This window comes from Niallia taxi (assembly GCF_004005475.1).
GTDB classification, from domain to species: domain Bacteria; phylum Bacillota; class Bacilli; order Bacillales; family Cytobacillaceae; genus Niallia; species Niallia taxi.
In genome coordinates this window covers 96,610-118,383 of record NZ_RZTZ01000002.1, presented here as the reverse complement: position 1 = coordinate 118,383, position 21,774 = coordinate 96,610, and the positions used below count along the sequence as shown (strand labels likewise).

The following is a 21,774-nucleotide window of genomic DNA, read 5'->3' as shown; positions in this document are numbered from 1 at the left end:
TCTCTCCTTTTAATGTCTGTCAATCAATTGGCACATCATCATCGCTTTACCTACAAGCACACCTTGGTTAAACACCTCTACATCCACTTTTCCAAACTTTCGGCCGACCTCTAAGATTTTTGGCACTATCTCGATTGTACTGTCAATCTGCACTGGTTTAATGAAATAAATAGTTATATTCTCAACAACTAAATCGCCTTTCTTATGCCCTCTCAGTGCCCTGTTTGCAGCCTCTGTTACAATGGTTGTAAAAACTCCATATGAAATAGTTCCTAAGTGATTGGTCATTTGTGGACTCACTTCACAAGTAAAGGAATTTTCTGTCTTCAGCTTCCCTTTTGTAACATTCATTTGCTTTGTAATAATATCATCGATTGTTTCCCCAATTTGCGGCTGTCTTTGATTCATCTGCAGTGCTTTTAATACATCCTGTCTGCTGATAATCCCATGCAGACGATTCGCTTCATCAACAACAGGAAGAAGCTCTATTCCTTCCCAAACCATAATATGAGAGCAAGAAGCAACACTTGTTTTGCCGCCAACTGTAACAGGGGTTTTTGTCATGATTTTTTCAACGGGAATATCCTTTTGCTTTCCGATTATATCCTTCGATGTAACCATACCCTGTACCTTCATATTGGCATCGACAACCGGAAATCTGCCATGCAGCGTCTCTTCATTATACTTCTGCCACATTGATACAGGATCATCTGTTTTGAGATAAATAGTCTCTTCAAGTGGAGTTAGAACGTCCTCAACAAGAACAATCTCTTTTTTTATTAATTGATCATAAATTGCTCTATTAATCATCGTCGCCACTGTAAAGGAATCATAGCTTGTCAAGATGATCGGCAGCTGTAGCTCGTCAGCAAGCCGCTTTACTTGATCTTCTGTATCAAATCCACCTGTAATTAATACAGCAGCCCCTGCTCTTAGCACATGCTCCTGGGCTTTTATGCGGTTACCAATAATCATCAGGTTACCTGCACCAGTATAGCGCATCATTGCATCAAGCTTCATCGCTCCGATTACAAAACGGTTGAGTGTTTTATGAAGCCCGTCCCTTCCTCCGAGAACTTGACCATCGACGATATTAACTACCTCTGCAAATGTCAGCTTTTCAATATTCTCTTTCTTTTTTCTTTCAATTCTAATTGTTCCTACTCTTTCAATCGTGCTAACATATCCTTTATTCTCAGCTTCTTTTATTGCACGATAGGCTGTCCCTTCACTTACGCTCAGCGCCTTTGCTATTTGCCTGACCGAAATTTTTTCTCCGACAGGAAGCTCATCAATATAGGTAAGAATTTGTTCATGTTTTGTCGCCACTGTTCACCCTCCTTTAAACTTGAGTTTTTATGTAAATGTCTTACTATTGTTCATTTCAATATTTTTTCGAAAAATATGTTTTAACAAATTTTCTCTTACCTATTATTATAGAATGTCCAATCCTTCGATTCAATCCATTATATATATAACAGTATAAATTTTATTAAAAAAATTATTAGTACAGTTTTAGCTGATAAATCATTTTACACTTATTTCACAATGTAAATTCAAACAAGCTGTTAATTTGTTATAAACAAAAATTCCAACTGTAATAATATTTGGATAAAAAAAAGCTTACCAAACCCCTTCATTTTTATCCACCATTTGGCAATTCCAAACGCCGTTAGGGATGTAGGGTTGGCAAGCTTTTGTTTTATTATTGATAGTAACGAATCTTTCTTTTTTTCTGTAGCTGCTGCAGCGTTTTTTTGCTTCCTTGTTTCCCTTTAGGAGCATATAGCAATGCAGTTAAATTTCCTGCCAGTACAAATATAGCAAAGGCTAGCCAAGTGATGGAAAAGACACCTGATATTCCAGCATCATATGGAGCAAGTCGTGGCACTCCATAATATAGAAGGACTCCACATAATAAAATACAAAGTAAATAACGATTCTTCTTCATTTTCTGCCTCCTCATTTCTCACTTATATTCATTCTATGCGGACAAGTTTAAAAAATGTTGATTTTTCTAATTAACAATAATTATTTCGAGCTACTAAAGGTTTACAAGCAATGGAGTTGTTGATAATCTTATTAGTGATATTTAATAGTAAATGCTTGTATATAAAGGAGGAATAATTCCTTGGAAAGACAATTAAAGGAAATTTCAACATGGATGGAACAGGAAGCGATTGATTTTGCTTTCTTGACATCAACAGATAATATTTTTTATTTAAGCGGATTTTACAGTGACCCGCATGAACGTCTATTAGCTCTTATTCTTTTTCCGAAGGAAGAGCCTATCCTTGTCTGTCCAGCAATGGAGCAAAATGATGCAAGAAATGCTGGCTGGCAATATGACATCATCGGCTACAGCGATACCGATAATCCTTGGGAAGCAATTCAAGAAAAGGTAGCAAAAAAAGCTTCAGCAAAAAGGATTGCCGTTGAAAAGGAGCATATGAACGTTCAGCGTTATGAAGCTTTAAAGCAATATTTCCCAGCAGTTGTTGACTTCCTTCCTGCAGAGGAAAAGCTCAATGAAGTAAGAATGGTGAAATCAGAGCAAGAGCTTGCAAAAATCCGTGAAGCTTGTAAATGGGCAGATTACGCGATTGAGGTTGGCTGCAGTGAGATTGCAGAAGGCAAAACAGAAATGGAAGTTTTGGCTGCAATTGAATATGAACTGAAGAAAAAAGGCATTGGCAAAATGTCCTTTTCAACAATGGTGCTAACAGGTAAAAACGGAGCATCTCCACATGGAAACCCAGGCAGTACGAAGATCAAAAAAGGAGATTTAGTTCTGTTTGATTTAGGGGTTGTCGTTGACGGATATTGTTCAGATATAACAAGAACGGTAGCATATTGCGATATTAATGATGACCAAAAAAATATATATGACACTGTATTAAAGGCACAGCTTGCGGCTCTTGATGCATCAAAGCCTGGAGCAAAATGCATGGATATAGATCTTGCAGCACGCAATGTCATTAAAGATGCAGGGTTTGGAGAATACTTCCCGCATCGTCTTGGACATGGACTTGGCATCAGTGTTCATGAGTATCCATCCCTAACTTCAACAAATCCGCTTGTTCTTAAGACTGGCATGGTTTACACAATTGAGCCGGGTATTTATGTACCAAATGTTGCTGGAGTAAGAATTGAAGATGATGTTTATGTTACAGAAGATGGTGTTGAAATCTTGACGAAGTTTCCAAAGGAGCTTCAAGTCATTTCATAATAGAGAGGCTGACTCAAATGACCGTATGAAAACGGAGTTTGAGTCAGTTTTTTTGTCTATTTTTCCTCTTGACTGCGGATGATTAAGTTGTCAATGGCGCCGTCATTATAAGCTTCCATCACTTGTGCCGTTACTTCCAAATGGCCGTTTTCATCATAATCAAGGTTTGTGTTTCCCTTTGTGTCCCTCATGATGGCTGTCCCCTCCTGTTCCTGAAATGCCTTTTTATTGTTGCATTTTAACGTTAATGTTATGCAGGCAGTGGGTATATAATTAAGAGAGAGAGTAAAAGGAGGCTGTTAATATGGGGTTGGCGTATAAGAAGATCATTGTTGCCGTCGACGGTTCAGAGCAAGGGGAAAAGGCATTTGAAAAGGCTGTTTCTATTGCAGTGGAAAACGATGCTGAGCTTATTTTAGCACATGTTATTGACACTCGTTCTTTCGCTACAGTTGCAGCATTTGATCAGTCCGTTGCTTCCAAGGCAGATGAGTTTGCTAAGGAATTAATGGATAAGTATACAAGAAGGGCTGAGCGAGCCGGATTGTCGGATGTGGAAAAGGCTATTGAATTCGGTTCACCAAGAGCTGTTATTCCAAGGGAAATCGCTGAAAAATATAATGCAGACTTGATTATCTGTGGTGCTACCGGATTAAATACGGTCGAACGTTTTATTATCGGAAGCGTTTCCGAAGGTATTGCCCGTAATGCACCTTGTGATGTCTTAATTGTAAGGAACGGAATATAAAAAAGGAGGCATTCCAAATTGGATGCCTCTTTTCGTTATGCCTTTACTAGCGGTTCCAGGCATTTTTTTGCTTTTTGAATAGCTTGTTCCACTTGCAGGAATCCTGTTCCACCAGCACTGTTTCTTCTTTGAACGGCAGTTCGCGGATTTAGTACTTCATATATGTCCCCTTCAAACAGCGTGCTTGCTGCTTGAAGTTCTTCAAGCGGCAAATCAGCCAAGAAACACTGTTTTTGTACACAATGCAATACTAATTTCCCAACAACCTCATGTGCTTCTCTAAATGGCATGCCTTTATCTGATAAATAATCAGCAAGCTCTGTTGCATTTGAAAAGTCATTTTTTGTTGCTTGCTCCATTGTATCTGTCTGCACCTTCATTGTTTGCACCATGCCAGCAAAAATCTTTAAGGAACCTACAACTGTTTTTACTGTATCAAACATACCTTCTTTATCTTCCTGCATATCCTTGTTGTATGCAAGCGGAAGTCCTTTTAATACAGTTAACAGACCCATAAGGTTTCCGTATACTCTACCTGTTTTCCCCCTAATCAACTCAGCCATATCAGGATTTTTCTTTTGTGGCATAATGCTGCTGCCTGTCGAGAAGCTGTCATCCAATTCTATGAATTTGAACTCCTGACTTGACCAAAGAATGATTTCTTCACTGAATCTAGAAAGATGCATCATCAAGATGCTGCTTGTTGATAAAAATTCCAAGATAAAATCACGATCACTAACGGCATCCATACTGTTCTCATAGATACTGCCAAATTCCAGCAGCTCTGCCGTTTTGTAACGGTCTATCGGAAAAGTTGTACCAGCTAAAGCACCTGCCCCAAGTGGAGATACATTAACACGGCTTAAGTTTTCCTTATATCTAGCCTTGTCTCTTTCAAACATCCAGAAATAAGCCATTAAATGATGAGCGAAGGAAATTGGCTGCGCTCTTTGCAAATGTGTATATCCCGGCATGATTGTCTCGATGTTAGCTTCAGCCTTTTCAAGCAATGCTCCTTGAAGCTCCTCTAACAAAGAAATAATGCTTTGCACTTGCTTGCGCAAATATAAATGCATATCTGTTGCAACCTGGTCGTTACGGCTTCTTCCTGTGTGAAGCTTCCCGCCAACAGGACCAATCAGTTCCGTAAGCTGACTTTCAAGATTTAAATGAATATCCTCCAGTTTCACAGAGAATTCCAGCTCTTCCTTTTCTGCCTTTTCTTTCAAAATAAGCAATCCAGCCTTGATTTTTTCCGCTTCCTCTAAAGTGAGGATTCCTGTTTCAGAAAGCATTGCCACATGGGCAATGCTTCCGTCAATATCTTCAAGGACAAGCTCTTGATCAAAGGAGATGGATGCACCGAATTCGTCTACCCATTCTTCTGCAGATTTTGTAAATCTGCCTCCCCATAATTTCTTCACACTGTCACCTTCTTGTTGTTTTCCACAATGCTTTGCACCTTTGTTGGCAGACCCCAAAGCTTAATGAAGCCAACTGCAGCTGCATGATCGAACTCATCATCAGAAGTGTATGTTGCCAGCTTTTCATCGTATAAGGAGTTCGGAGATTTTCTTCCTTCTACAATAGAGTGACCTTTAAACAGCTTCACACGAACAGTTCCTGTTACGTTCTTTTGTGTTTCTTGCAAGAATGCTTGCAGAGCTTTAGTCAATGGAGAGAACCATAGGCCTTCATAAATAACCTCAGTGATTTTCTTCTCAATAACTGGTTTGAAGTGAGCCACTTCTTTAACAAGTGTAATATCCTCAAGCTCTTTATGAGCCTTAATTAATGTAATTGCACCAGGGCATTCGTAAACCTCACGAGATTTAATACCAACAAGGCGGTTTTCAACATGGTCAATACGTCCAACACCATGTTTACCTGCTAATTTATTCAACTCAAGAATTAGATCAGACAATTTGTATGAAATACCGTCAATGCTTACCGGTACACCTTCTTTAAAGTCAATTTCAATAACATCCGGTGTATCTGGCGCATCCTCTAAGCTAACTGTTAAATCATAAGCTTCTTCTGGTGGTGCTGCCCATGGATCTTCCAAAATACCGCACTCATTGCTGCGTCCCCATAAGTTTTGGTCAATAGAGAATGGGCTGTCTAAGTTGATCGGAATCGGAATATTTTTTTCTTTTGCATATTCAATCTCTTCCTCACGAGACCAGCCCCATTCACGCACTGGCGCCAACACTTTTAGGTTCGGGTTAAGGGCTTGGATAGAAACCTCGAAACGTACTTGGTCATTTCCTTTCCCTGTACATCCGTGTGCTACTGCAACTGCATTTTCCTTTTCTGCTACTTCTACAAGTTTTTTAGCAATCAACGGTCTTGAAAGAGCAGACACAAGAGGATACTTACCTTCATATAAAGTGTGTGCCTGCATTGCCACTAAAGCAAACTCCTGTGCAAACTCTTCTTTCGCATCAATAACATATGATTGTACCGCTCCAACAGATAAAGCTTTTTCTTGAACGAATTTCAAGTCCTTGCCTTCCCCTACGTCAAGACAGCAAGCAACAACATCATACCCTTGATCCTGAAGCCATTTGATTGCTACCGATGTATCTAAACCACCTGAATATGCTAAAACAATTTTTGGATTCGCCATGAGCGTTTTTCCTCCTATATATACGAATATTTATTCATTTATTTATATTTTTATTCAAAAACTATATTAATCACTTTAACAACTTTCTTTTAGAATATCAAGCATTAATTCTATAAAAATACAAAAAAATTTATATTTATAACATCAGCCTTACACCTGTTCCACATAAGCAGTTGCCCTATCTTTCGTCCGCTTTCAGTTCAGAAGAGTTAGAATTTTCAACCTAATAAAAAACGACTCAAAAAAAAGGAGGTTCCCCTCCCTTTTATGCAAAATCTTATTCAGAAGTTCCGGTTACTTATGAAGCTCGCTCACAATATGAGTCAGCTCAGGGAGCACCAGCTTTTTCATCCCTAGCTTTACAGCACCTGTCGAACCAGGCATGGCAAATACAACACGCCCGCCAAGCGTTCCAGCAATCGCTCTAGACAGCATTGCTGCAGGGCCAATATCCTCTGTGTAGCTTAGCATTCTAAACAGCTCTCCGAACCCGCTAATTTCCTTCGTTAATAATGGTTTGACTGCTTCAATTGTAACATCCCTTTCGGAAATACCTGTTCCGCCATTTAATATAATCGCTTCTACTGAGGCTGCGTCTGTCAGTTCTCGTTGGATTTCTGTTTTCTCATCCTTAATAATGACATAATTCACTACCTGATGACCTGCAGATTCAAGCAGATTGATTATCATTTTCCCGCTTTTGTCATCTGCTTCTGTTCTTGTGTCACTTATAGTAATCACTTTACATGCGATATGGGTATATTTTTTGTTCGTATGTTCGGTAATGCTCAAAGTCTTTTTCCTCCCTAATTGGTCCTGCCCTGGAGCTTTTCATATAAGTAACGTCTTTGATAATACTTATAGGAAAATTCAGTTATTTTTTTCGTATATTGATAGTTTGCTCCTGCACCGATCAGCATACTGACAAACGGCATTTTTTTGTATGTTTTTTTGCCAAAAAGAAAAATAAAAAACATCTTCATTGTCTGCTGCAGCATGACCTCTACCGTCTCATTGCTGGCAACATTTTCTATGCCCTCATAAAAGTAATTACTCGGCCTTTCCATTTCTTCCATCAGCTCTGCCCATGCCCTTCCTTGAAGTCTTTTTGGCAGACATGCGCCGTGGAGCACCTTTAATGCTGTCATTATTTCTGTCGGCGTATTGCCTGGTGAACCAAAAAGGGCAGAGGTTTGCTGACAAAAACGTATATTAATTACCATTAATGCCAAAAAGTCAGTTGCAGCTGCAGCGATACCTCCTGTTCCAGCAATACCTCCTTGAAAACACGCATAAAGACGATTTTTTGCCATTTGCTGCTGGCCAATAAAATGGAGCTGATCAATTGTCAGTTTTTTCATATCAGTTATGTCAGTGATATTTTCATTAAATATTCTTGCTGTTGAGAGCATTCGTTCATTGGAGTATTCATGTAGGCTGGAGCTTAGAAGCATTGTATATGCATGAAACAAGGAACTATCGACGATGGAATAAAGTTCATCCCACTTACTTTCTTCTAAAAATGACATGCTTTTTCTCACATACTTCTCATATAAGCTTTCCAAATCGGTCTTATCATACGAAAAAAGTACTCTCTCCCACTCGGACAATTCCTTAAGCACTTCTTCTTCCCTATAAGTCAGCATAAATTGACTCCTTTCTATGTACAAGCCCTATTAAATGTATTCTCACTGTTTAGTATACCATTTGAATTAGCCTAAACTAAAAAAAGACAATCCTTTGCATTGCAAAGAATTGTCTTTTTATTAGTAGTGGTTACACGCTTGCGATTCTTGTTACGTCGCGTGCAATCATTACTTCTTCGTTAGTCGGAATGACCATAACTTTTACTGGAGAATGAGGGTAGTTGATGAATGATTCTTCACCAGAGATCTTATTAAGTGACTGATCCCAATATACTCCCATGAACTCAAGTCCTTGAAGTACTCTTGCACGAACCACTTCACTGTTTTCTCCGATACCAGCTGTGAAGATGATTGCATCTACACCGTTCATTCCAGAAGCGTATGAACCGATATACTTATGAATATGCTCAGCAAAAACAGTTAACGCCAATTCTGCACGCTCGTTGCCAGCTTGAGCTTGTTCTGTAATATCGCGAAGGTCACTTGAGAATCCTGAAATACCAAGCAATCCGCTCTTTTTGTTCAATACTTGCAATACTTCATCTGCAGATTGATCTGTTTTTTCCATAATATATGGAATTAAGGCAGGGTCAATGTTTCCTGAACGTGTACCCATTGTTACACCAGCAAGTGGTGTGAAGCCCATTGAAGTATCGATTGATTTACCGCCTTCAATTGCAGCGATACTTGCACCATTTCCTAAGTGACAAGAAATCAGGCGAAGCTGGTCAATTGGACGACCAAGCATTTCTGCAGCACGTTGTGAAACATATTTATGACTTGTTCCATGGAAACCGTATTTACGAATGCCGTATTTTTCATAATACTCATACGGAAGGCTGTATAGATATGAGCTTTCAGGCATTGTTTGATGGAAAGCAGTATCAAAAACAGCAACAGCTGGCACTTCAGGAAGAACGTTTTGGAATGCACGAATTCCTGTTAAGTTAGCAGGGTTGTGAAGTGGTGCTAACTCTGACAAATTGTCAATTTTCTCTAATACTTCATCTGTAATTAATGCTGAGTCAGCAAACTCTTCTCCACCGTGAACAACGCGGTGACCAATACCTTGAATTTCGTCTAATGACTTGATGATTCCAAGCTCAGTTAACTTATTCAATAGGATTGTTACTGCTACTTCGTGATCAGGAATTTCTGTTACTTCTTTGATTTTTTCACCATTAAATGAAATATTGAAGACAGCTTCATTTAATCCGATACGTTCAACAAGACCTTTAGTGATTACTTCTTCACTTGGCATTTCAAAAAGTTGGAACTTTAGTGAAGAACTACCTGCATTGATCGCAATAATTTTTGCCATAAAGTATTTTACTCCCCTTTTATATAACAACATTTTATTGTGCTAATCTGACATTGAACAGCTTTATATATAAACTATACTGGACAAATATCTCTCAATTTCTCATTTAAACATTGTATCAGGAACATTTCAAGTTATATTGATACAGTTCTTCGTTTTTTTCTTGTTTTTTTGTTTTTTTCATGATTTCGCCACAAAAACAAGAAAAAGCTTTTATATAATAGCGTCAGACTGTGTTAGTACAAATGCTGTTTTTAGTAGAACAGGTATTGATGTACTTTTGGCGTCACTTTTTTGTTCCATACATTTACTGCTTGTTTTCCTGTAGCCATTGGTCAACTTGACCAAGAATTTTTTCCATCGCCTGCATATTCGAGAAACTTGGAATGCTGGCAAGGAGCACCTGCTTCGGTGCTTTTATAGTATCCCCTTTTTTCTGCAATATCAAAATGCTTTTTCCTGCCTGTTTATTTTTAAATAATGTCAATGGCAGCTGCATGATTGCTTGAATATGGACTGCTTCTTTCAAATAAGCGTGAAGTTTCGGAGCCTGTTCACTTTCAAACAAGCCATTTGGAACCATAAAGAACCCAAATCCGCCTGGTTTTAAATGATTTATGGATTGTTCAATAAAAAGATGATGTGCATAGGAATGACCAGTTTCTGCCTTAAGCTCATATTCACTTGCACCAACATCATTTGGATAATAACCGACAGGTAAATCACTGATAACAATATCCACTGGGTCAATAAACAGCTTGTCAAGACTGTCTTGGTTGAAGAATTCAATTGGCTGCTCCTGAAGATTAGCATTAATAAAGGCAAGCTGGAGAAGCAAATCATCGATATCGACTCCAATTGCTTCCGCTTTTTTTTCTCCCTGCTGGTTGATCACAGAAGTCAAAAGATTTCCTGTACCTACAGCAAGGTCTAATAAACGCATTTCTTTTTTTGTATAAAATTTCTGAACAAGATAACCAATAAACATTCCGATTGAGTCTGGAGTCATTTGATGGTTTGGCTGTGTATTTTCCTTCATACCCTTTAGAATAGACAATTGAAAACCTTTGCGAATATTTTCTTTGCTAAATTTATCTAAAGAAACCGATTCATAGCTTTTCATCAGCCTTTTCTTTGTAAGTTCACTCAATTCATCCTGCAGAATTGCTTCCTGGAATATATTTTCTCCTGTTTCTGCTAATGCCTCTAAATAGGTGCATTGCAATTCCTCTTGCAGCAGAGATGCTGTTTCATTAAATACGGTAAATAATTGTTCAACAGGACTAATTGTCATGTCCCTCACCTGTCTTTCCAGTAAATTTCAATATCTTTATAATTCGCACAGAAAAAGCCTCGAAACCTTTTCGAGACTTTCTATGTAATTTCCCGATGACTTTTTTTCCTTATTTTGCCGCTTTTGCCGCTTCGATAGCTGCTTCATAATTTGGATGACTGCTTGCCTCTGCCACATACTCTACATATGTAACAGTATCACTTGAATCCACGACAAACGTAGCTCTCGCAAGCAAACGTAGCTCTTCCATTGCAACACCATATGCTTTGCCAAAAGAAAGATCCTTATGGTCTGAGACAGTAATTACATTGTCTATTCCGGCACTAGCGCACCATCTTCTTTGAGCAAAAGGAAGGTCTGCACTTACTGTGATTACTTCCACATTTTCCAGTTTTGCTGCTTCTTCATTAAAGCGTCTTGTTTGCGCATCGCAAACACCTGTATCAATGGATGGGATGACACTGAACAAGCGCACCTTTCCTTTAGAGCTGTCTAACGTGATCTCAGACATGTCATTTGCAAGCACATGGAATTCAGGAGCCTTGTCTCCTACCTTTACTTCATTGCCAAGTAAAGTGACCGGCTTGTTTTTAAATGTTATTGCAGGCATTACGCTCAATCCTTCCCGTTTTATAAATATGTATATTGTTTATCATATCGGATATATGGTCCTATTTGCAAAGAAAATGTCTGTTAAAAAAATAATAGTCTGAAACACTAGCCTGACGAACCGCCTAGCTGTGTTTCAGACTCTATTTATATTTATTAAAATTCAATATCTTCCTTTTTGCTGGATTGCTGTTGTTGACTTGAAGATTGCTGCTGCTGGCTGTCTCCGTTTTTAGAGAACATTTGCTGGATTTTGTCTACAGCTTGTGGAGCAAAATCCAAAAGCTTTTCATATAAGTGCGTGCTTTCATCAAGATGAACCATTTTGACACCTTGTCCGTTAACAATTAGGAAAGCAATTGGTGTAATGGAAACACCGCCACCGCTACCGCCACCAAATGGATGCTTACTAACACTATTATCACCCAAAGAGTGATCTTCCAGTGTGAATTCACTTCCACCTGCAGCGAAACCGAAGCCTACCTTGGAAACAGTCAATATAACACTGCCATCCGGAGTTTCAACAGGATCACCGATAATCGTATTGACATCGATCATTTCCTTTAAGTTTTCCATTGCAGTTGTCATTAAGCCTTGTATTGGATGATCTGACATGTTTATTCCTCCATTTGCATTATGCATTATTATTTTTGGATGGCAGACGCTTCATTATTTGTTTTTAAATGAGGCAGACCGCCTTTCCAATATTTAACCAGTTTAATTCCTGCAATCATAGCATGCCCTAGGCGAAAACGAATCATACACTTAAATAAAGTTTCTGAGACATTGCGCTGAAATTGTGGATAGATATGTATATGAGGCATGTTTTGCATTTTCATATAATTACTTACGATGCCGATAATGGCCCCTTTAACTGCCCAGACTGCCCCTGCGATAGCACCTGTATGTGCTGCATCTCCAAGACCGACAATGGAACTCCATTCAATGTCTTTTATTTGAAATTTCGAGAGTAGATAACGAATAATCCGATGAAAGCCAACAATATGATGCAGCATTTCTTTTGTATTGGATAAGGTATTTAATAATTCCTGTGCCGTAAATTGCTTTGTCTTCTTATCACCTTTTTGTTTTGGCCCATCCTCGCCAACCTTAACCTTCGTTTCTTCCTTCACGACAAGTGAAGGTGAATTATCATCCACTTTAATCAGCGGGAATTTCTTCTTTATTCTTATAAGGCCAAACAATAGTCTAATTTCAATAGAAAGATCATCATTATCTTTTGCATGGTAGTATCGTATTTTCACGGTGATTTTCATGAATAAAAGCAGTAATAGCAAAAGCAGCAGGCATAAAGCAATGATGCCGATAATGAATAACACTCTCAAAATGTGCACATCCTTTCAAACCTTACTATTATTGGTTAAAGACAAAAAAAATAAACCTGCCATCCTGACAGGTTTTTCATAAGATTATCTTCTTCGTTTTTCATGTACAACAGCCGTATCTGCGAACAAGTCATGCAAGCCTTGCTTTTTCGGCTGAAAGGCTACGACAGCATAAAGAATCCAAATGCTTGCAGATATGAACCTGCCGATCCACTCTCGAAAAATAACAGTATCCCACGTCAATTTCTCATTTTTCAAGGGTATTACCTTTAATCCAAAAATCATTTTCCCTAACGTCTGTTTAAAGTATTTTGTCATTAAAACAAAGTACAAGTAAAAAACAATGGCTGTAAGTATGTTAATCATCGAGAACAAGCCCGTGTTTTCAGTGGGAAGATCGAACAAACGAAATACTGGATAAATAATAATACGATGTATGCTTGTAATAATAATAATATCGACTATATATGCCCAAAATCTCATCCAAAAACCAGCATAATGGTTAAAATCACAAGCTTTAGGCGATTCATCACTATGTTGATGAAGGGAATCGACTTCTGTGTTTGTGATATCCATACTCATAATTCCGGCCTCCTATTCTGCATACAAATACATAAGCCGAGGCGAATTTGCATTTGTTGCTATCTTTAGTATATTGGCCATTTCTTTTTCTTCTCCGCTCAGCAGACTTTTTGCGGTCATTCCAAACATGGAAGCAAATCCTCCAGAATCACTATAGCTTACAACCATAGCATCCTTCCAGTTATTATCTGTTTTCATTGAGTTAATAACATCATCAAGGTAACCGAAATCATCAATCAAGTTTAAAGCCTTTGCTTGTCTGCCATCATATATTCTGCCATCTGCGATTTTTCGAACTTCGTTTTCCTTCAGGCCTCTTCCGTCAGCTATTACCTTCACAAAGCCATCATAGGAATTGTCAATCATCGTCTGCAGAATATCCCTTTCTTCATCTGTCATTTCCCTTGTGGAGCTCATAATATCCTTGTATGGGCCGCTTTTAATTGTTACAAATTCAACACCGTACTTTTCTGCTAGCCCCTCAAAATTATAGCCGGACATGATAACTCCCAATGAACCTGTTAATGTTTCAGGACTCGCAAAGATTTTATCAGCAGGTGCTGAAATATAATAGCCTCCAGAAGCTGCCATTGATCCCATTGACACGTACACAGGCTTTTTCGCCTCTTCTTGAATTTCGACTATTTTATCATGTATTTCCGCACTTTCCACAACCCCGCCGCCAGGACTGTTCACTTTAAGAATAATTCCCTTGACGCTTGAATCGTTTTTCACTTTATCCAGTTTTTTCATAAATGCCTTATGATTGTATCCTGCTGAGGAAAGAATCGATTGTGTGTCACCAGTATCCTGAATTGTTCCATCCACTTCAAGAACGGCTATTTTATTAAACTCATTCCCGTCCTCCAGCGTATCCTCTGTAAACTCTTCATTGCCGCTTGCCATTAAGTCGGAAAAGAGACTGTTGAAATCAGTCGTTAATGCTGTTGACACTAGACTTGTAGCAACGGAAAACGCAAATATAAATGCGGCTATTCCAAGGGCGGCCCATCTTTTTTTATTCATTTTTTATGTATCCCTCCTTTAATCCTCTCTTTTTTACGTATAAAACTTCTAAATGTTTCATCTTTTTCCTTTTTTATCATCTACTAAGATTCATTTGTGTATCCTTGCAATTAGGCCTCAGCACTACCTTTTCGTTTTGCATGATTAGATGGTGAAAACAGCTTTGTTTTTGACAATGAATAAAGTGTTAATGCACTCCAAATGAATACGAAGGATAATAGATGTGTCGTGGTGAATGGCTCATCATAAACAAATACACCTAAAATTAATGTTAAGGTAGGTGTCATATACTGAATGAAGCCAAGCATCGACAGCGGTATCCTTTGGGCTCCTTTAGCGAAAAAGAGGAGCGGTACTGCTGTCAACACACCAGATATCATCAGCAGCACATCCATTCCCGAAGATCCTGCTAGAAATGCATGATCTCCCTTTACAAATAAATAAACCATGTAAAGGAGGGCGATTGGTGTGATGAACATTGTTTCTAATGTGAGTCCTATTTCGGAATCGATGGAAATCAGTTTTTTCGCCAAACCATACAAACCAAAGGTAAATGCTAAAGATAATGCGATCCATGGAAAGCTTCCATGGGAAATCGTCAATATTAGTACGCCGATAGCTGCTAATCCGACTGAGACATACTGAGCTTTCGTTAACTTTTCCTTTAATACAAACATACCGAGCATAACGCTGACCAATGGATTAATATAATAGCCTAGACTTGTTTCAATAATTTGATTGGCATTCACTGCCCAAATATAAATAAACCAGTTGCAGCTGACTAGTACAGAGGCAATAAACAGCATAAAACCTTGTTTTTTATTTTTTTTAAAGCTGTACAGCACTTCCCCCAGCTTCTTCCACTTTCTCGTTATAGTCACAAGTAAAAGCATAAATACAAAAGACCAAAGCACGCGATTTGCCAGAATTTCATCGGCACCAACACCTTGTAGATTCTTCCAATAGATAGGAAACAATCCCCAAATCAAGTATGCAAATGCTGCATACAGTATTCCTGTTTTCGTTTGATTATCCTTCATCATTTATCTCTTCTTTCTATTTTCGAAATATTTCATATTATAATTCTATTCGTGATATTTCACAACCCGAACTTTTTAAAAAAAGAAAGAGATTAGGCTGTTCCCTAATCTCTAATTTTCTTTATTTTTCATAAACGACTTCACTTGCAATAATTGTTTTTGATACTTTTACGTTCTGAATATCACGATGATTTATCGCAAACAGGTCTTGATCAAGCACAGTAAAGTCAGCGAGATATCCTTTTTCTATGATGCCCCTGTCCTTTTCATGACATATAGCATAGGCACTCCCTTTTGTATATAAGCTCACTGCCTCATATACAGATAAAGCTTGCTCTGGCATATATCCATCGCCGCTTATATCCTCATGATTTGTTCTTAATACGGCTGAATAGATGCCTGCAAGAGGATCTGCAGACTCAATCGGTGCATCTGAACCACCGGCGCAATGAAGCCCTTCTGCAAGTAATGTTTTCCATGCATAGCAATATTGCATATTATCCTTTCCAAGTCGATCATACACCCATGGAAAATCAGAAGTAACAAAGCTTGGTTGAATATCTAGTATGAGAGGAAGCCCCTTTAAGCGCTCTATCAGGTCTTTCCGGAGCATTGTTGCATGGATGAGCCTGTCTCTGCCATATCCCTTTAATGGATGCTTTTCAATTGCCTTAAGAACCATGTCAAAGGCCTCATCACCAATAGCATGCACCGCTACAGGCATGTTGTTGTCTCTTGCCTGCTTCACAAGCTCATCCAACTGGGTTTGTGTAAAGATGCAGACACCGTGTGTTGATGGATCATCGGCATATGGTCTGCTTAATAGTGCTGTACGTCCGCCAAAGGCTCCATCCGCAAATATTTTCATAGCACCAAGCTCCACCCAATCTCCCCCTGATAGGTAGGCAGTTTGAGGTGCTGCTGCTATAGTTTCAGCAAATACTCTGTGATGAATTAGCAGATGTGCCCGAAACATTAGACCTTCCTCTTCAATTACCTGCTTGAAGGCCCGATGTGTTCCTTCATAGCCGTGATAATAAAACAAATCCTCAGTATGGGCACCAGTTAAACCAAGCCTGTAGGCATCCTTTATGCCTTTTCGCAAAGCATTTTTTACATATTCATCGCTTTTTTCTGGGATGGCATTTGTAATAAGCTCTTGTGCCTTGTCCTTTAACACACCTGTAAGTGCTCCCGTATCGTCTTTTTCAATCACGCCGCCAAACGGCTCTTCTGTATCGCTTGTTACGTTTGCCTGCTCTAAAGCCTTTGTATTAACTGCAATGGCATGCTTGCAGATTCTGTCCAAAATAATTGGATTATGTGGTACTGCGTTATCCAATTCTTCTTTTGTAAATGGTGTTTTATCGTCCCAAAGATTTTCATTCCAGCCTCCGCCAAAAATCCATTCCCCTTTTGCTGTTTTTCCTGCAGACTTCTTAATAAGAGATAACGCTTCTTGCTTGGAGGTGCATGCAGACAGATCTAACCGAATCAGTCTTTCTCCATGACCGATTAAGTGCATATGGCTGTCAACAAAGCCTGGCAGCATAACTCCGCCCTTTAAATGAACACGGTCAGTCAGCTCCTGTCCATATTTCATTTCCAGTTCCTTTACACTTCCGTAATCAATGATGTATGAGCCATTTGTATAAACAGCTTCAACCGTGTCTCCCTCTTGTCTCATTGTGTATATCGTTCCACCATAAAATAACGTTCCCATTTTTCCCTCCTAAATAAATAAGCAGCAATGTATATATTTCGCATACATGCTGCTTATTCCTTCCAACTTTATATAGGTAATTGTTCAAAAACCGATAGATGATAATAATCCAGTTTATCCATAGTTAGAACAAGTTAACCTTTGTTTTTCAGCTCATTATCTCTAAGCTCCACTCTTCTTGTTTTTCCTGAAGCTGTTTTAGGAAGCTCATTAATAAATTCAATTTTACGCGGGTACTTATACGGAGCAGTTGAATTTTTGACATGTGTTTGCAATTCTTTGACTAAGCCTTCTGTCCCTTCCACTCCGTCACGCAGCACGATAAATGCTTTAACTACATTTCCTCTGATAGGATCAGGACTTGCGACAACAGCACATTCCTTAACGGACGGATGCTTAACAAGAGCATCTTCTACCTCAAACGGGCCGATTGTATAGCCAGAGCTGATAATAATATCATCACTTCTGCCTTCAAACCAGAAATAGCCGTCTTCATCCTTTTTCGCTCTGTCACCTGTAACGTAGTAGTCACCTCTGAACTGCTGTTTAGTTCGTTCAGGCTCTTTAAAGTATTCCTTGAAAAGGGCCGGTGTGTCTTTATGCACAGCGATATCTCCGACTTCTCCTACTGCACAAGGATTTCCATCCTCATCGACTATTTCGACAATATTGCCTGGTGTCGGCTTGCCCATTGATCCAGGTCTGAGCGACACTCCTTTTGTAATACCAAGCAGCAACGTATTTTCTGTTTGTCCATACCCATCTCGAACATCCAAATTGAAATGCTCCTTGAATACGTCAATTACTTCCCTGTTAAGCGGTTCTCCTGCTGACACAGCACTTCTTAAGCTTGGAAGCTTGAAATTACCTATATCCTCTACTTTTGCCATTAGGCGATATTCTGTAGGAGTACAGCACAACACATTGATTTCATAGTTTTCAAGCAGCTGCAAGTATTTGTGAGCGTCGAACCTGCCATGATAAACAAAGCCTACTGCTCCAGAACCAAGTACAGAAAGAAGCGGGCTCCATACCCATTTCTGCCACCCAGGTCCTGCAGTTGCCCACACTAAGTCTCCTTCTTCAATACAAAGCCAGTTTGGTGCAGCAGTTCTAAGATGTGCATATGCCCATGCATGTGTATGTACAACACCTTTTGGGTTTCCAGTTGTGCCTGAAGTATACGAGATAAAGGCTGTATCTGACTTGTTTGTTTGTGTCAATTCCAGTTCATCTGAGGAATGGTCTGCTGCTTTATCTAAATACTCCCAGCCATCAGCCTCCTTACCAATAACGAATCTTTTCAGATTACTTACCTCTTCCACCTTGTTAAGCTCGTCCAAATATGGATAATAGCTGATAACACCCTTTACCTCACCGTGTGTAATCCTATACTGCAAATCCTTTGCTCGCAGCATTTCAGAGCTCGGCAAAATCGTCAAGCCTAATTTTAGTGCAGCTATGTATACTTGGTATGCTTCAATTAGCCTTGGTACAATGACTAAAACAACATCTCCTTTTTTAAGACCTGCAGCTTTAAAGACATTTCCCACTTTATTTGCTTGCTGCAAAAGGTGGCTGTATGTAATTTCCTGCTTATCTCCATTTTCATTTTCCCAGCGCAATGCAAGTCTATCTTTGTTTTGCGCAAACTTCTCGATCTCGGAAACAAAGTTGTATATTTCCGGAGCCAATAATTCTTCTCGACTCATGTCATTTCCCCCTAGTAATTAGGCTATAAAAAATTCTTATGTCATTATACTACTAACTCTCTGATTTTTAAAATATTTCATTTTCAAAGCTAATTGCGCAAAAAAAAGAGATGAGGCAATCGCCTCATCTCTTAGCCATATTATTTATTATTTTTGGTATCCGCCAAATTGCTGTTCAGCCATTTGAACTAGACGTTTTGTGATTTCACCACCAACAGAACCGTTAGCGCGAGCAGTTGTTTCTGCACCTAAGTTAACGCCAAATTCTGAAGCGATTTCGTATTTCATTTGTTCAAGAGCTTGTTCAGCTCCTGGTACTACTAAGTTGTTGCTGCTGTTGTTGTTTGCCATGTGTATCACCTCCTTGTTGATAATAGAATGTGTAATACACATGGACTTCATTCACTTTAATTTTTGGTAATTGTTCACAATAAATTCATAAACACTTTATTTTAAATCCTATTATTAAAATAAACTGTCCATTAAGCTGTTGTTTTCTTGTTTACCAGTTAATATGATTGTTTCTACTTTATCGACAGCCTCTTTAATCATTGGCTCAAAATCAACAAAGCTCTCGTAAAACTCAACCTTTTCTTTCTTCGGTTTTGTTTTTGGAGAAGCAGGTACAAATACTGTACAGCAATCTTCATACGGTCTAATGGAAATATCATATGTTCCAATTTGCTTCGCAATATCTACAATATCTCCCTTGTCAGATGTAACTAACGGGCGAATAATAGGTGTACTTGTGACAGCATTAATTGCGTACATGCTTTCAAGAGTCTGGCTTGCAACCTGACCGACACTTTCCCCTGTAATGATTGCTAGTGCTTCTTGTCTTCTTCTGATTTCATCCGTTATGCGCAGCATTAATCTCCTTGTTGCAGTCATCGTATAATTTTCTGGAATCTGTTTATGAATTAACTGCTGAATTTCTGTAAAGGGCACGATGTGCAGAACAAACCGGCCATTCATAGAGGCCAGAACATTACCGATGTCCACTACCTTTTGCTTTGCTCTTTCACTAGTAAATGGAGGACTGAAGAAGTGTACTCCCTCCAATTCAAGCCCCCTCTTCATGGACAAGTAACCTGCTACAGGACTGTCCAGCCCGCCTGACAGCATAAGTACCGCTTTCCCGCTTGCACCTGTCGGCAATCCGCCTGCACCAGCAAAGTTTTCGCTCGATAGATAAACAGCTTCACTTCTTACTTCAACCTGCAGTGTAATATCTGGATTTTTGACATCTACCTTAATACCAGGGATATTCTTTAGAATATGAGAACCAAAAAAGTGATTCAGTTCATTTGTATCAAGAGAAAACGTTTTGTCCGATCTGCGGGCACTCACTTTAAACGTATTTCCATCCTTATAGATAGAAGTGACAAGCTCTAATGCTGCATCTTTCAGTACTTCTAAATCTCTTTCCACCTTAATAGCAGGACTAAAGGACTGAATTCCAAAAATGTTTTTCAAAGAATGAACGACAGCATCTGCTTCATTCCCATTTAGAACAACATACATACGATCCCGCTGTCCGTCTATTTTGATTCCTGAAAAGCTGCTTAATGCATCTGCAATAGAATTTCTTAATTTATCAACGAATTTCTTTCTATTTTTTCCTTTAGTAGAAAGCTCACCATAACGTATTAATATACGATCATACTTCATTTATTCATAACCCCTCTTAGCCAATGGATAGTTTCCTTTAATACAGTCATTGCTTCTTCCAGCTCTTTTTTATTATTTTCATAAGCTAAACTAATTCGAAAAGAGCTTTCTGCAATATGCTCAGGCACACCCATTGCCAATAATGTTTTACTTACTGTGTTTGTCTTAGATGAACACGCACTTGTTGTCGAAATAAAGATACCTTTTTCTTCAAGTGCATGAATAAGTACCTCAGCCTTAATCCCTTCTGCCGAAAAGTTAATAATATGCGGTACACTGTGAACCGGAGAATGGACCATTGTTCCGTCCATGCCTTCCAATTGTTTACGGATAAACTTATTAAGCTCCTGTATTTTACTAAAATGCATTTTGTAGTTTTCCATTTGCATTCTTAAAGCTTTAGCTGTAGACACAGCTCCTGCCACATTTTCAGTCCCGCTGCGCATATTACGCTCTTGTCCTCCTCCAGCAAGCAAGGGTGATAAGAGCAGGCCTTCTTTTGCATACAAAATGCCATTACCCTTTAAGCCATGAAATTTATGGGCAGACATTGTATATAAATCTATATGATGATCCTTAAATGAAAGTGGAGTTTTCCCAATAGCTTGTACACCGTCGACATGAAAAAGAATCTTTGGATAATGGTTTAAAAGCTCCCCAATTTCGGCAATGTTCTGGATTGCTCCTGTTTCATTATTGACATGCATGATCGATACTAGGATAGTATCATTTTGTATATGTTTTTTTATATCATCGACAGCTACAAAGCCTTGTTCATCAACTGGAAGATAGGTAATAGTGAAACCATCCTGCTCAAGCTGCTCCATCACCCTTTTTATTGAATCATGCTCAATCCTTGTCGTGATAATATGTTTTCCTCTTGTCTTATAAAGGCTTGAAACTCCTTTTAAAGCCATATTGTTTCCTTCTGTCCCGCCAGAAGTGAAGTATATTTCACTCGGTTTAACCTCTAAGAGTGCGGCAATCTGTGCCCTTGCTTGCATTAAAAGCTTTTCTGCCTCCATCCCCAACCGATGGATGGAAGAGGGATTACCAAAGTAGTTTGCTGCAACTGCTGTATATGATTCAATCACTTCTGGAAACGGCTTTGTTGTAGCACTATTATCTAAATATATCATAAGCCCCTCCTAAATAAGAACTCCAGCACTTTATGGTATCATAGTAAGCATTATTTGAA

The 21,774-nt window shown here is 38.9% G+C and carries 22 protein-coding genes; 2 read left to right on the top strand and 20 right to left on the bottom strand.

The window, feature by feature from the left end; all coding sequences use genetic code 11:
• Positions 1–9: 9 nt before the first annotated feature.
• Both EM808_RS05450 and EM808_RS05445 read right to left on the bottom strand, forming a co-directional pair.
• On the bottom strand, positions 10–1,329 hold the full coding sequence (locus EM808_RS05450; protein WP_127737032.1) for a DRTGG domain-containing protein: 1,320 nt from the start codon (positions 1,327–1,329) through the stop codon (positions 10–12).
• A gap of 376 nt (positions 1,330–1,705) precedes the next feature.
• On the bottom strand, positions 1,706–1,951 hold the full coding sequence (locus EM808_RS05445) for a hypothetical protein (protein WP_127737030.1): 246 nt from the start codon (positions 1,949–1,951) through the stop codon (positions 1,706–1,708).
• Between the two features lie 180 nt (positions 1,952–2,131).
• On the opposite strand from EM808_RS05445, the gene EM808_RS05440 reads away from it, so the two are divergent.
• Positions 2,132–3,229, top strand: coding sequence for a M24 family metallopeptidase (locus tag EM808_RS05440; protein WP_127737028.1), 1,098 nt, complete (start codon positions 2,132–2,134; stop codon positions 3,227–3,229).
• Between the two features lie 56 nt (positions 3,230–3,285).
• Here EM808_RS05440 and EM808_RS29470 read toward each other — a convergent pair whose 3' ends face one another.
• Positions 3,286–3,420, bottom strand: coding sequence for a hypothetical protein (locus EM808_RS29470; RefSeq protein ID WP_259347124.1), 135 nt, complete (start codon positions 3,418–3,420; stop codon positions 3,286–3,288).
• A 113-nt stretch (positions 3,421–3,533) separates the two neighbouring features.
• Between EM808_RS29470 and EM808_RS05435 the strand changes: the two genes are divergently transcribed.
• On the top strand, positions 3,534–3,977 hold the full coding sequence (locus EM808_RS05435) for a universal stress protein (protein WP_127737027.1): 444 nt from the start codon (positions 3,534–3,536) through the stop codon (positions 3,975–3,977).
• 35 nt (positions 3,978–4,012) lie between these two features.
• Here the strand turns inward: EM808_RS05435 and argH are convergent, their stop codons facing one another.
• From argH to EM808_RS05350, 17 genes are all read right to left on the bottom strand, one after another.
• Positions 4,013–5,401: an argininosuccinate lyase gene (argH, locus tag EM808_RS05430; RefSeq protein ID WP_127737025.1), complete on the bottom strand. Its 1,389-nt coding sequence runs from the start codon at positions 5,399–5,401 to the stop codon at positions 4,013–4,015.
• Positions 5,398–6,606, bottom strand: coding sequence for an argininosuccinate synthase (locus tag EM808_RS05425; protein ID WP_127737023.1), 1,209 nt, complete (start codon positions 6,604–6,606; stop codon positions 5,398–5,400). Before EM808_RS05425 ends, argH begins: the two co-directional genes overlap by 4 nt.
• A 294-nt stretch (positions 6,607–6,900) precedes the next feature.
• On the bottom strand, positions 6,901–7,398 hold the full coding sequence (locus tag EM808_RS05420; RefSeq protein ID WP_127737021.1) for a MogA/MoaB family molybdenum cofactor biosynthesis protein: 498 nt from the start codon (positions 7,396–7,398) through the stop codon (positions 6,901–6,903).
• A gap of 14 nt (positions 7,399–7,412) precedes the next feature.
• Positions 7,413–8,252, bottom strand: a complete 840-nt coding sequence (locus EM808_RS05415) for an EcsC family protein (RefSeq protein WP_127737019.1) — start codon at positions 8,250–8,252, stop codon at positions 7,413–7,415.
• Positions 8,253–8,382: 130 nt separating this feature from the next.
• Complete coding sequence (locus EM808_RS05410; protein ID WP_127737017.1) at positions 8,383–9,573, bottom strand: acetate kinase; 1,191 nt, start codon at positions 9,571–9,573, stop codon at positions 8,383–8,385.
• A 307-nt stretch (positions 9,574–9,880) separates the two neighbouring features.
• Entirely contained in the window at positions 9,881–10,867 is a 987-nt protein-coding gene (locus EM808_RS05405; protein WP_127737015.1) for a class I SAM-dependent methyltransferase, read from the bottom strand.
• A gap of 109 nt (positions 10,868–10,976) precedes the next feature.
• On the bottom strand, positions 10,977–11,477 hold the full coding sequence (gene tpx, locus EM808_RS05400) for a thiol peroxidase (protein WP_127737013.1): 501 nt from the start codon (positions 11,475–11,477) through the stop codon (positions 10,977–10,979).
• A gap of 155 nt (positions 11,478–11,632) precedes the next feature.
• Positions 11,633–12,091 (bottom strand): GerW family sporulation protein, encoded by a 459-nt coding sequence (ytfJ, locus tag EM808_RS05395; RefSeq protein ID WP_127737011.1) that lies wholly within the window; start codon positions 12,089–12,091, stop codon positions 11,633–11,635.
• A 29-nt stretch (positions 12,092–12,120) separates the two neighbouring features.
• Positions 12,121–12,816 (bottom strand): DUF2953 domain-containing protein, encoded by a 696-nt coding sequence (locus tag EM808_RS05390; protein WP_235856584.1) that lies wholly within the window; start codon positions 12,814–12,816, stop codon positions 12,121–12,123.
• A gap of 90 nt (positions 12,817–12,906) precedes the next feature.
• Complete coding sequence (locus tag EM808_RS05385; protein WP_127737895.1) at positions 12,907–13,398, bottom strand: RDD family protein; 492 nt, start codon at positions 13,396–13,398, stop codon at positions 12,907–12,909.
• Positions 13,399–13,416: 18 nt separating this feature from the next.
• Positions 13,417–14,430: a signal peptide peptidase SppA gene (sppA, locus tag EM808_RS05380; protein ID WP_127737009.1), complete on the bottom strand. Its 1,014-nt coding sequence runs from the start codon at positions 14,428–14,430 to the stop codon at positions 13,417–13,419.
• Positions 14,431–14,540: 110 nt separating this feature from the next.
• Positions 14,541–15,470: an EamA family transporter RarD gene (gene rarD, locus EM808_RS05375; RefSeq protein ID WP_127737894.1), complete on the bottom strand. Its 930-nt coding sequence runs from the start codon at positions 15,468–15,470 to the stop codon at positions 14,541–14,543.
• A gap of 121 nt (positions 15,471–15,591) precedes the next feature.
• Positions 15,592–17,193, bottom strand: coding sequence for an amidohydrolase (locus EM808_RS05370; RefSeq protein WP_127737007.1), 1,602 nt, complete (start codon positions 17,191–17,193; stop codon positions 15,592–15,594).
• A gap of 134 nt (positions 17,194–17,327) precedes the next feature.
• Positions 17,328–18,905 carry an acyl-CoA synthetase MbcS gene (gene mbcS, locus EM808_RS05365; RefSeq protein WP_127737005.1) on the bottom strand — a complete coding sequence of 526 codons (1,578 nt, stop codon included), beginning with the start codon at positions 18,903–18,905 and terminating at the stop codon, positions 17,328–17,330.
• 147 nt (positions 18,906–19,052) lie between these two features.
• Complete coding sequence (locus EM808_RS05360; RefSeq protein WP_127737003.1) at positions 19,053–19,256, bottom strand: alpha/beta-type small acid-soluble spore protein; 204 nt, start codon at positions 19,254–19,256, stop codon at positions 19,053–19,055.
• Between the two features lie 114 nt (positions 19,257–19,370).
• Positions 19,371–20,576 carry a tRNA uracil 4-sulfurtransferase ThiI gene (thiI, locus tag EM808_RS05355; RefSeq protein WP_127737001.1) on the bottom strand — a complete coding sequence of 402 codons (1,206 nt, stop codon included), beginning with the start codon at positions 20,574–20,576 and terminating at the stop codon, positions 19,371–19,373.
• Positions 20,573–21,715 carry a cysteine desulfurase family protein gene (locus EM808_RS05350; protein ID WP_127736999.1) on the bottom strand — a complete coding sequence of 381 codons (1,143 nt, stop codon included), beginning with the start codon at positions 21,713–21,715 and terminating at the stop codon, positions 20,573–20,575. The genes thiI and EM808_RS05350 overlap by 4 nt, the downstream gene beginning before the upstream one ends.
• Positions 21,716–21,774 lie beyond the last annotated feature (59 nt).

Bases quoted from the DNA above. Each gene is read 5' to 3' on its own strand.
- thiI (WP_127737001.1), bottom strand. From the start codon at position 20,576: ATGAAGTATGATCGTATATTAATACGTTATGGTGAGCTTTCTACTAAA.
- tpx (WP_127737013.1), bottom strand. From the start codon at position 11,477: ATGCCTGCAATAACATTTAAAAACAAGCCGGTCACTTTACTTGGCAAT.
- EM808_RS05385 (WP_127737895.1), bottom strand. From the start codon at position 13,398: ATGGATATCACAAACACAGAAGTCGATTCCCTTCATCAACATAGTGAT.
- EM808_RS05425 (WP_127737023.1), bottom strand. From the start codon at position 6,606: ATGGCGAATCCAAAAATTGTTTTAGCATATTCAGGTGGTTTAGATACA.
- EM808_RS05445 (WP_127737030.1), bottom strand. From the start codon at position 1,951: ATGAAGAAGAATCGTTATTTACTTTGTATTTTATTATGTGGAGTCCTT.
- EM808_RS05415 (WP_127737019.1), bottom strand. From the start codon at position 8,252: ATGCTGACTTATAGGGAAGAAGAAGTGCTTAAGGAATTGTCCGAGTGG.
- EM808_RS05370 (WP_127737007.1), bottom strand. From the start codon at position 17,193: ATGGGAACGTTATTTTATGGTGGAACGATATACACAATGAGACAAGAG.
- rarD (WP_127737894.1), bottom strand. From the start codon at position 15,470: ATGAAGGATAATCAAACGAAAACAGGAATACTGTATGCAGCATTTGCA.
- mbcS (WP_127737005.1), bottom strand. From the start codon at position 18,905: ATGAGTCGAGAAGAATTATTGGCTCCGGAAATATACAACTTTGTTTCC.
- EM808_RS29470 (WP_259347124.1), bottom strand. From the start codon at position 3,420: ATGAGGGACACAAAGGGAAACACAAACCTTGATTATGATGAAAACGGC.
- EM808_RS05360 (WP_127737003.1), bottom strand. From the start codon at position 19,256: ATGGCAAACAACAACAGCAGCAACAACTTAGTAGTACCAGGAGCTGAA.
- EM808_RS05435 (WP_127737027.1), top strand. From the start codon at position 3,534: ATGGGGTTGGCGTATAAGAAGATCATTGTTGCCGTCGACGGTTCAGAG.
- sppA (WP_127737009.1), bottom strand. From the start codon at position 14,430: ATGAATAAAAAAAGATGGGCCGCCCTTGGAATAGCCGCATTTATATTT.
- EM808_RS05350 (WP_127736999.1), bottom strand. From the start codon at position 21,715: ATGATATATTTAGATAATAGTGCTACAACAAAGCCGTTTCCAGAAGTG.
- ytfJ (WP_127737011.1), bottom strand. From the start codon at position 12,091: ATGTCAGATCATCCAATACAAGGCTTAATGACAACTGCAATGGAAAAC.
- EM808_RS05405 (WP_127737015.1), bottom strand. From the start codon at position 10,867: ATGACAATTAGTCCTGTTGAACAATTATTTACCGTATTTAATGAAACA.
- EM808_RS05410 (WP_127737017.1), bottom strand. From the start codon at position 9,573: ATGGCAAAAATTATTGCGATCAATGCAGGTAGTTCTTCACTAAAGTTC.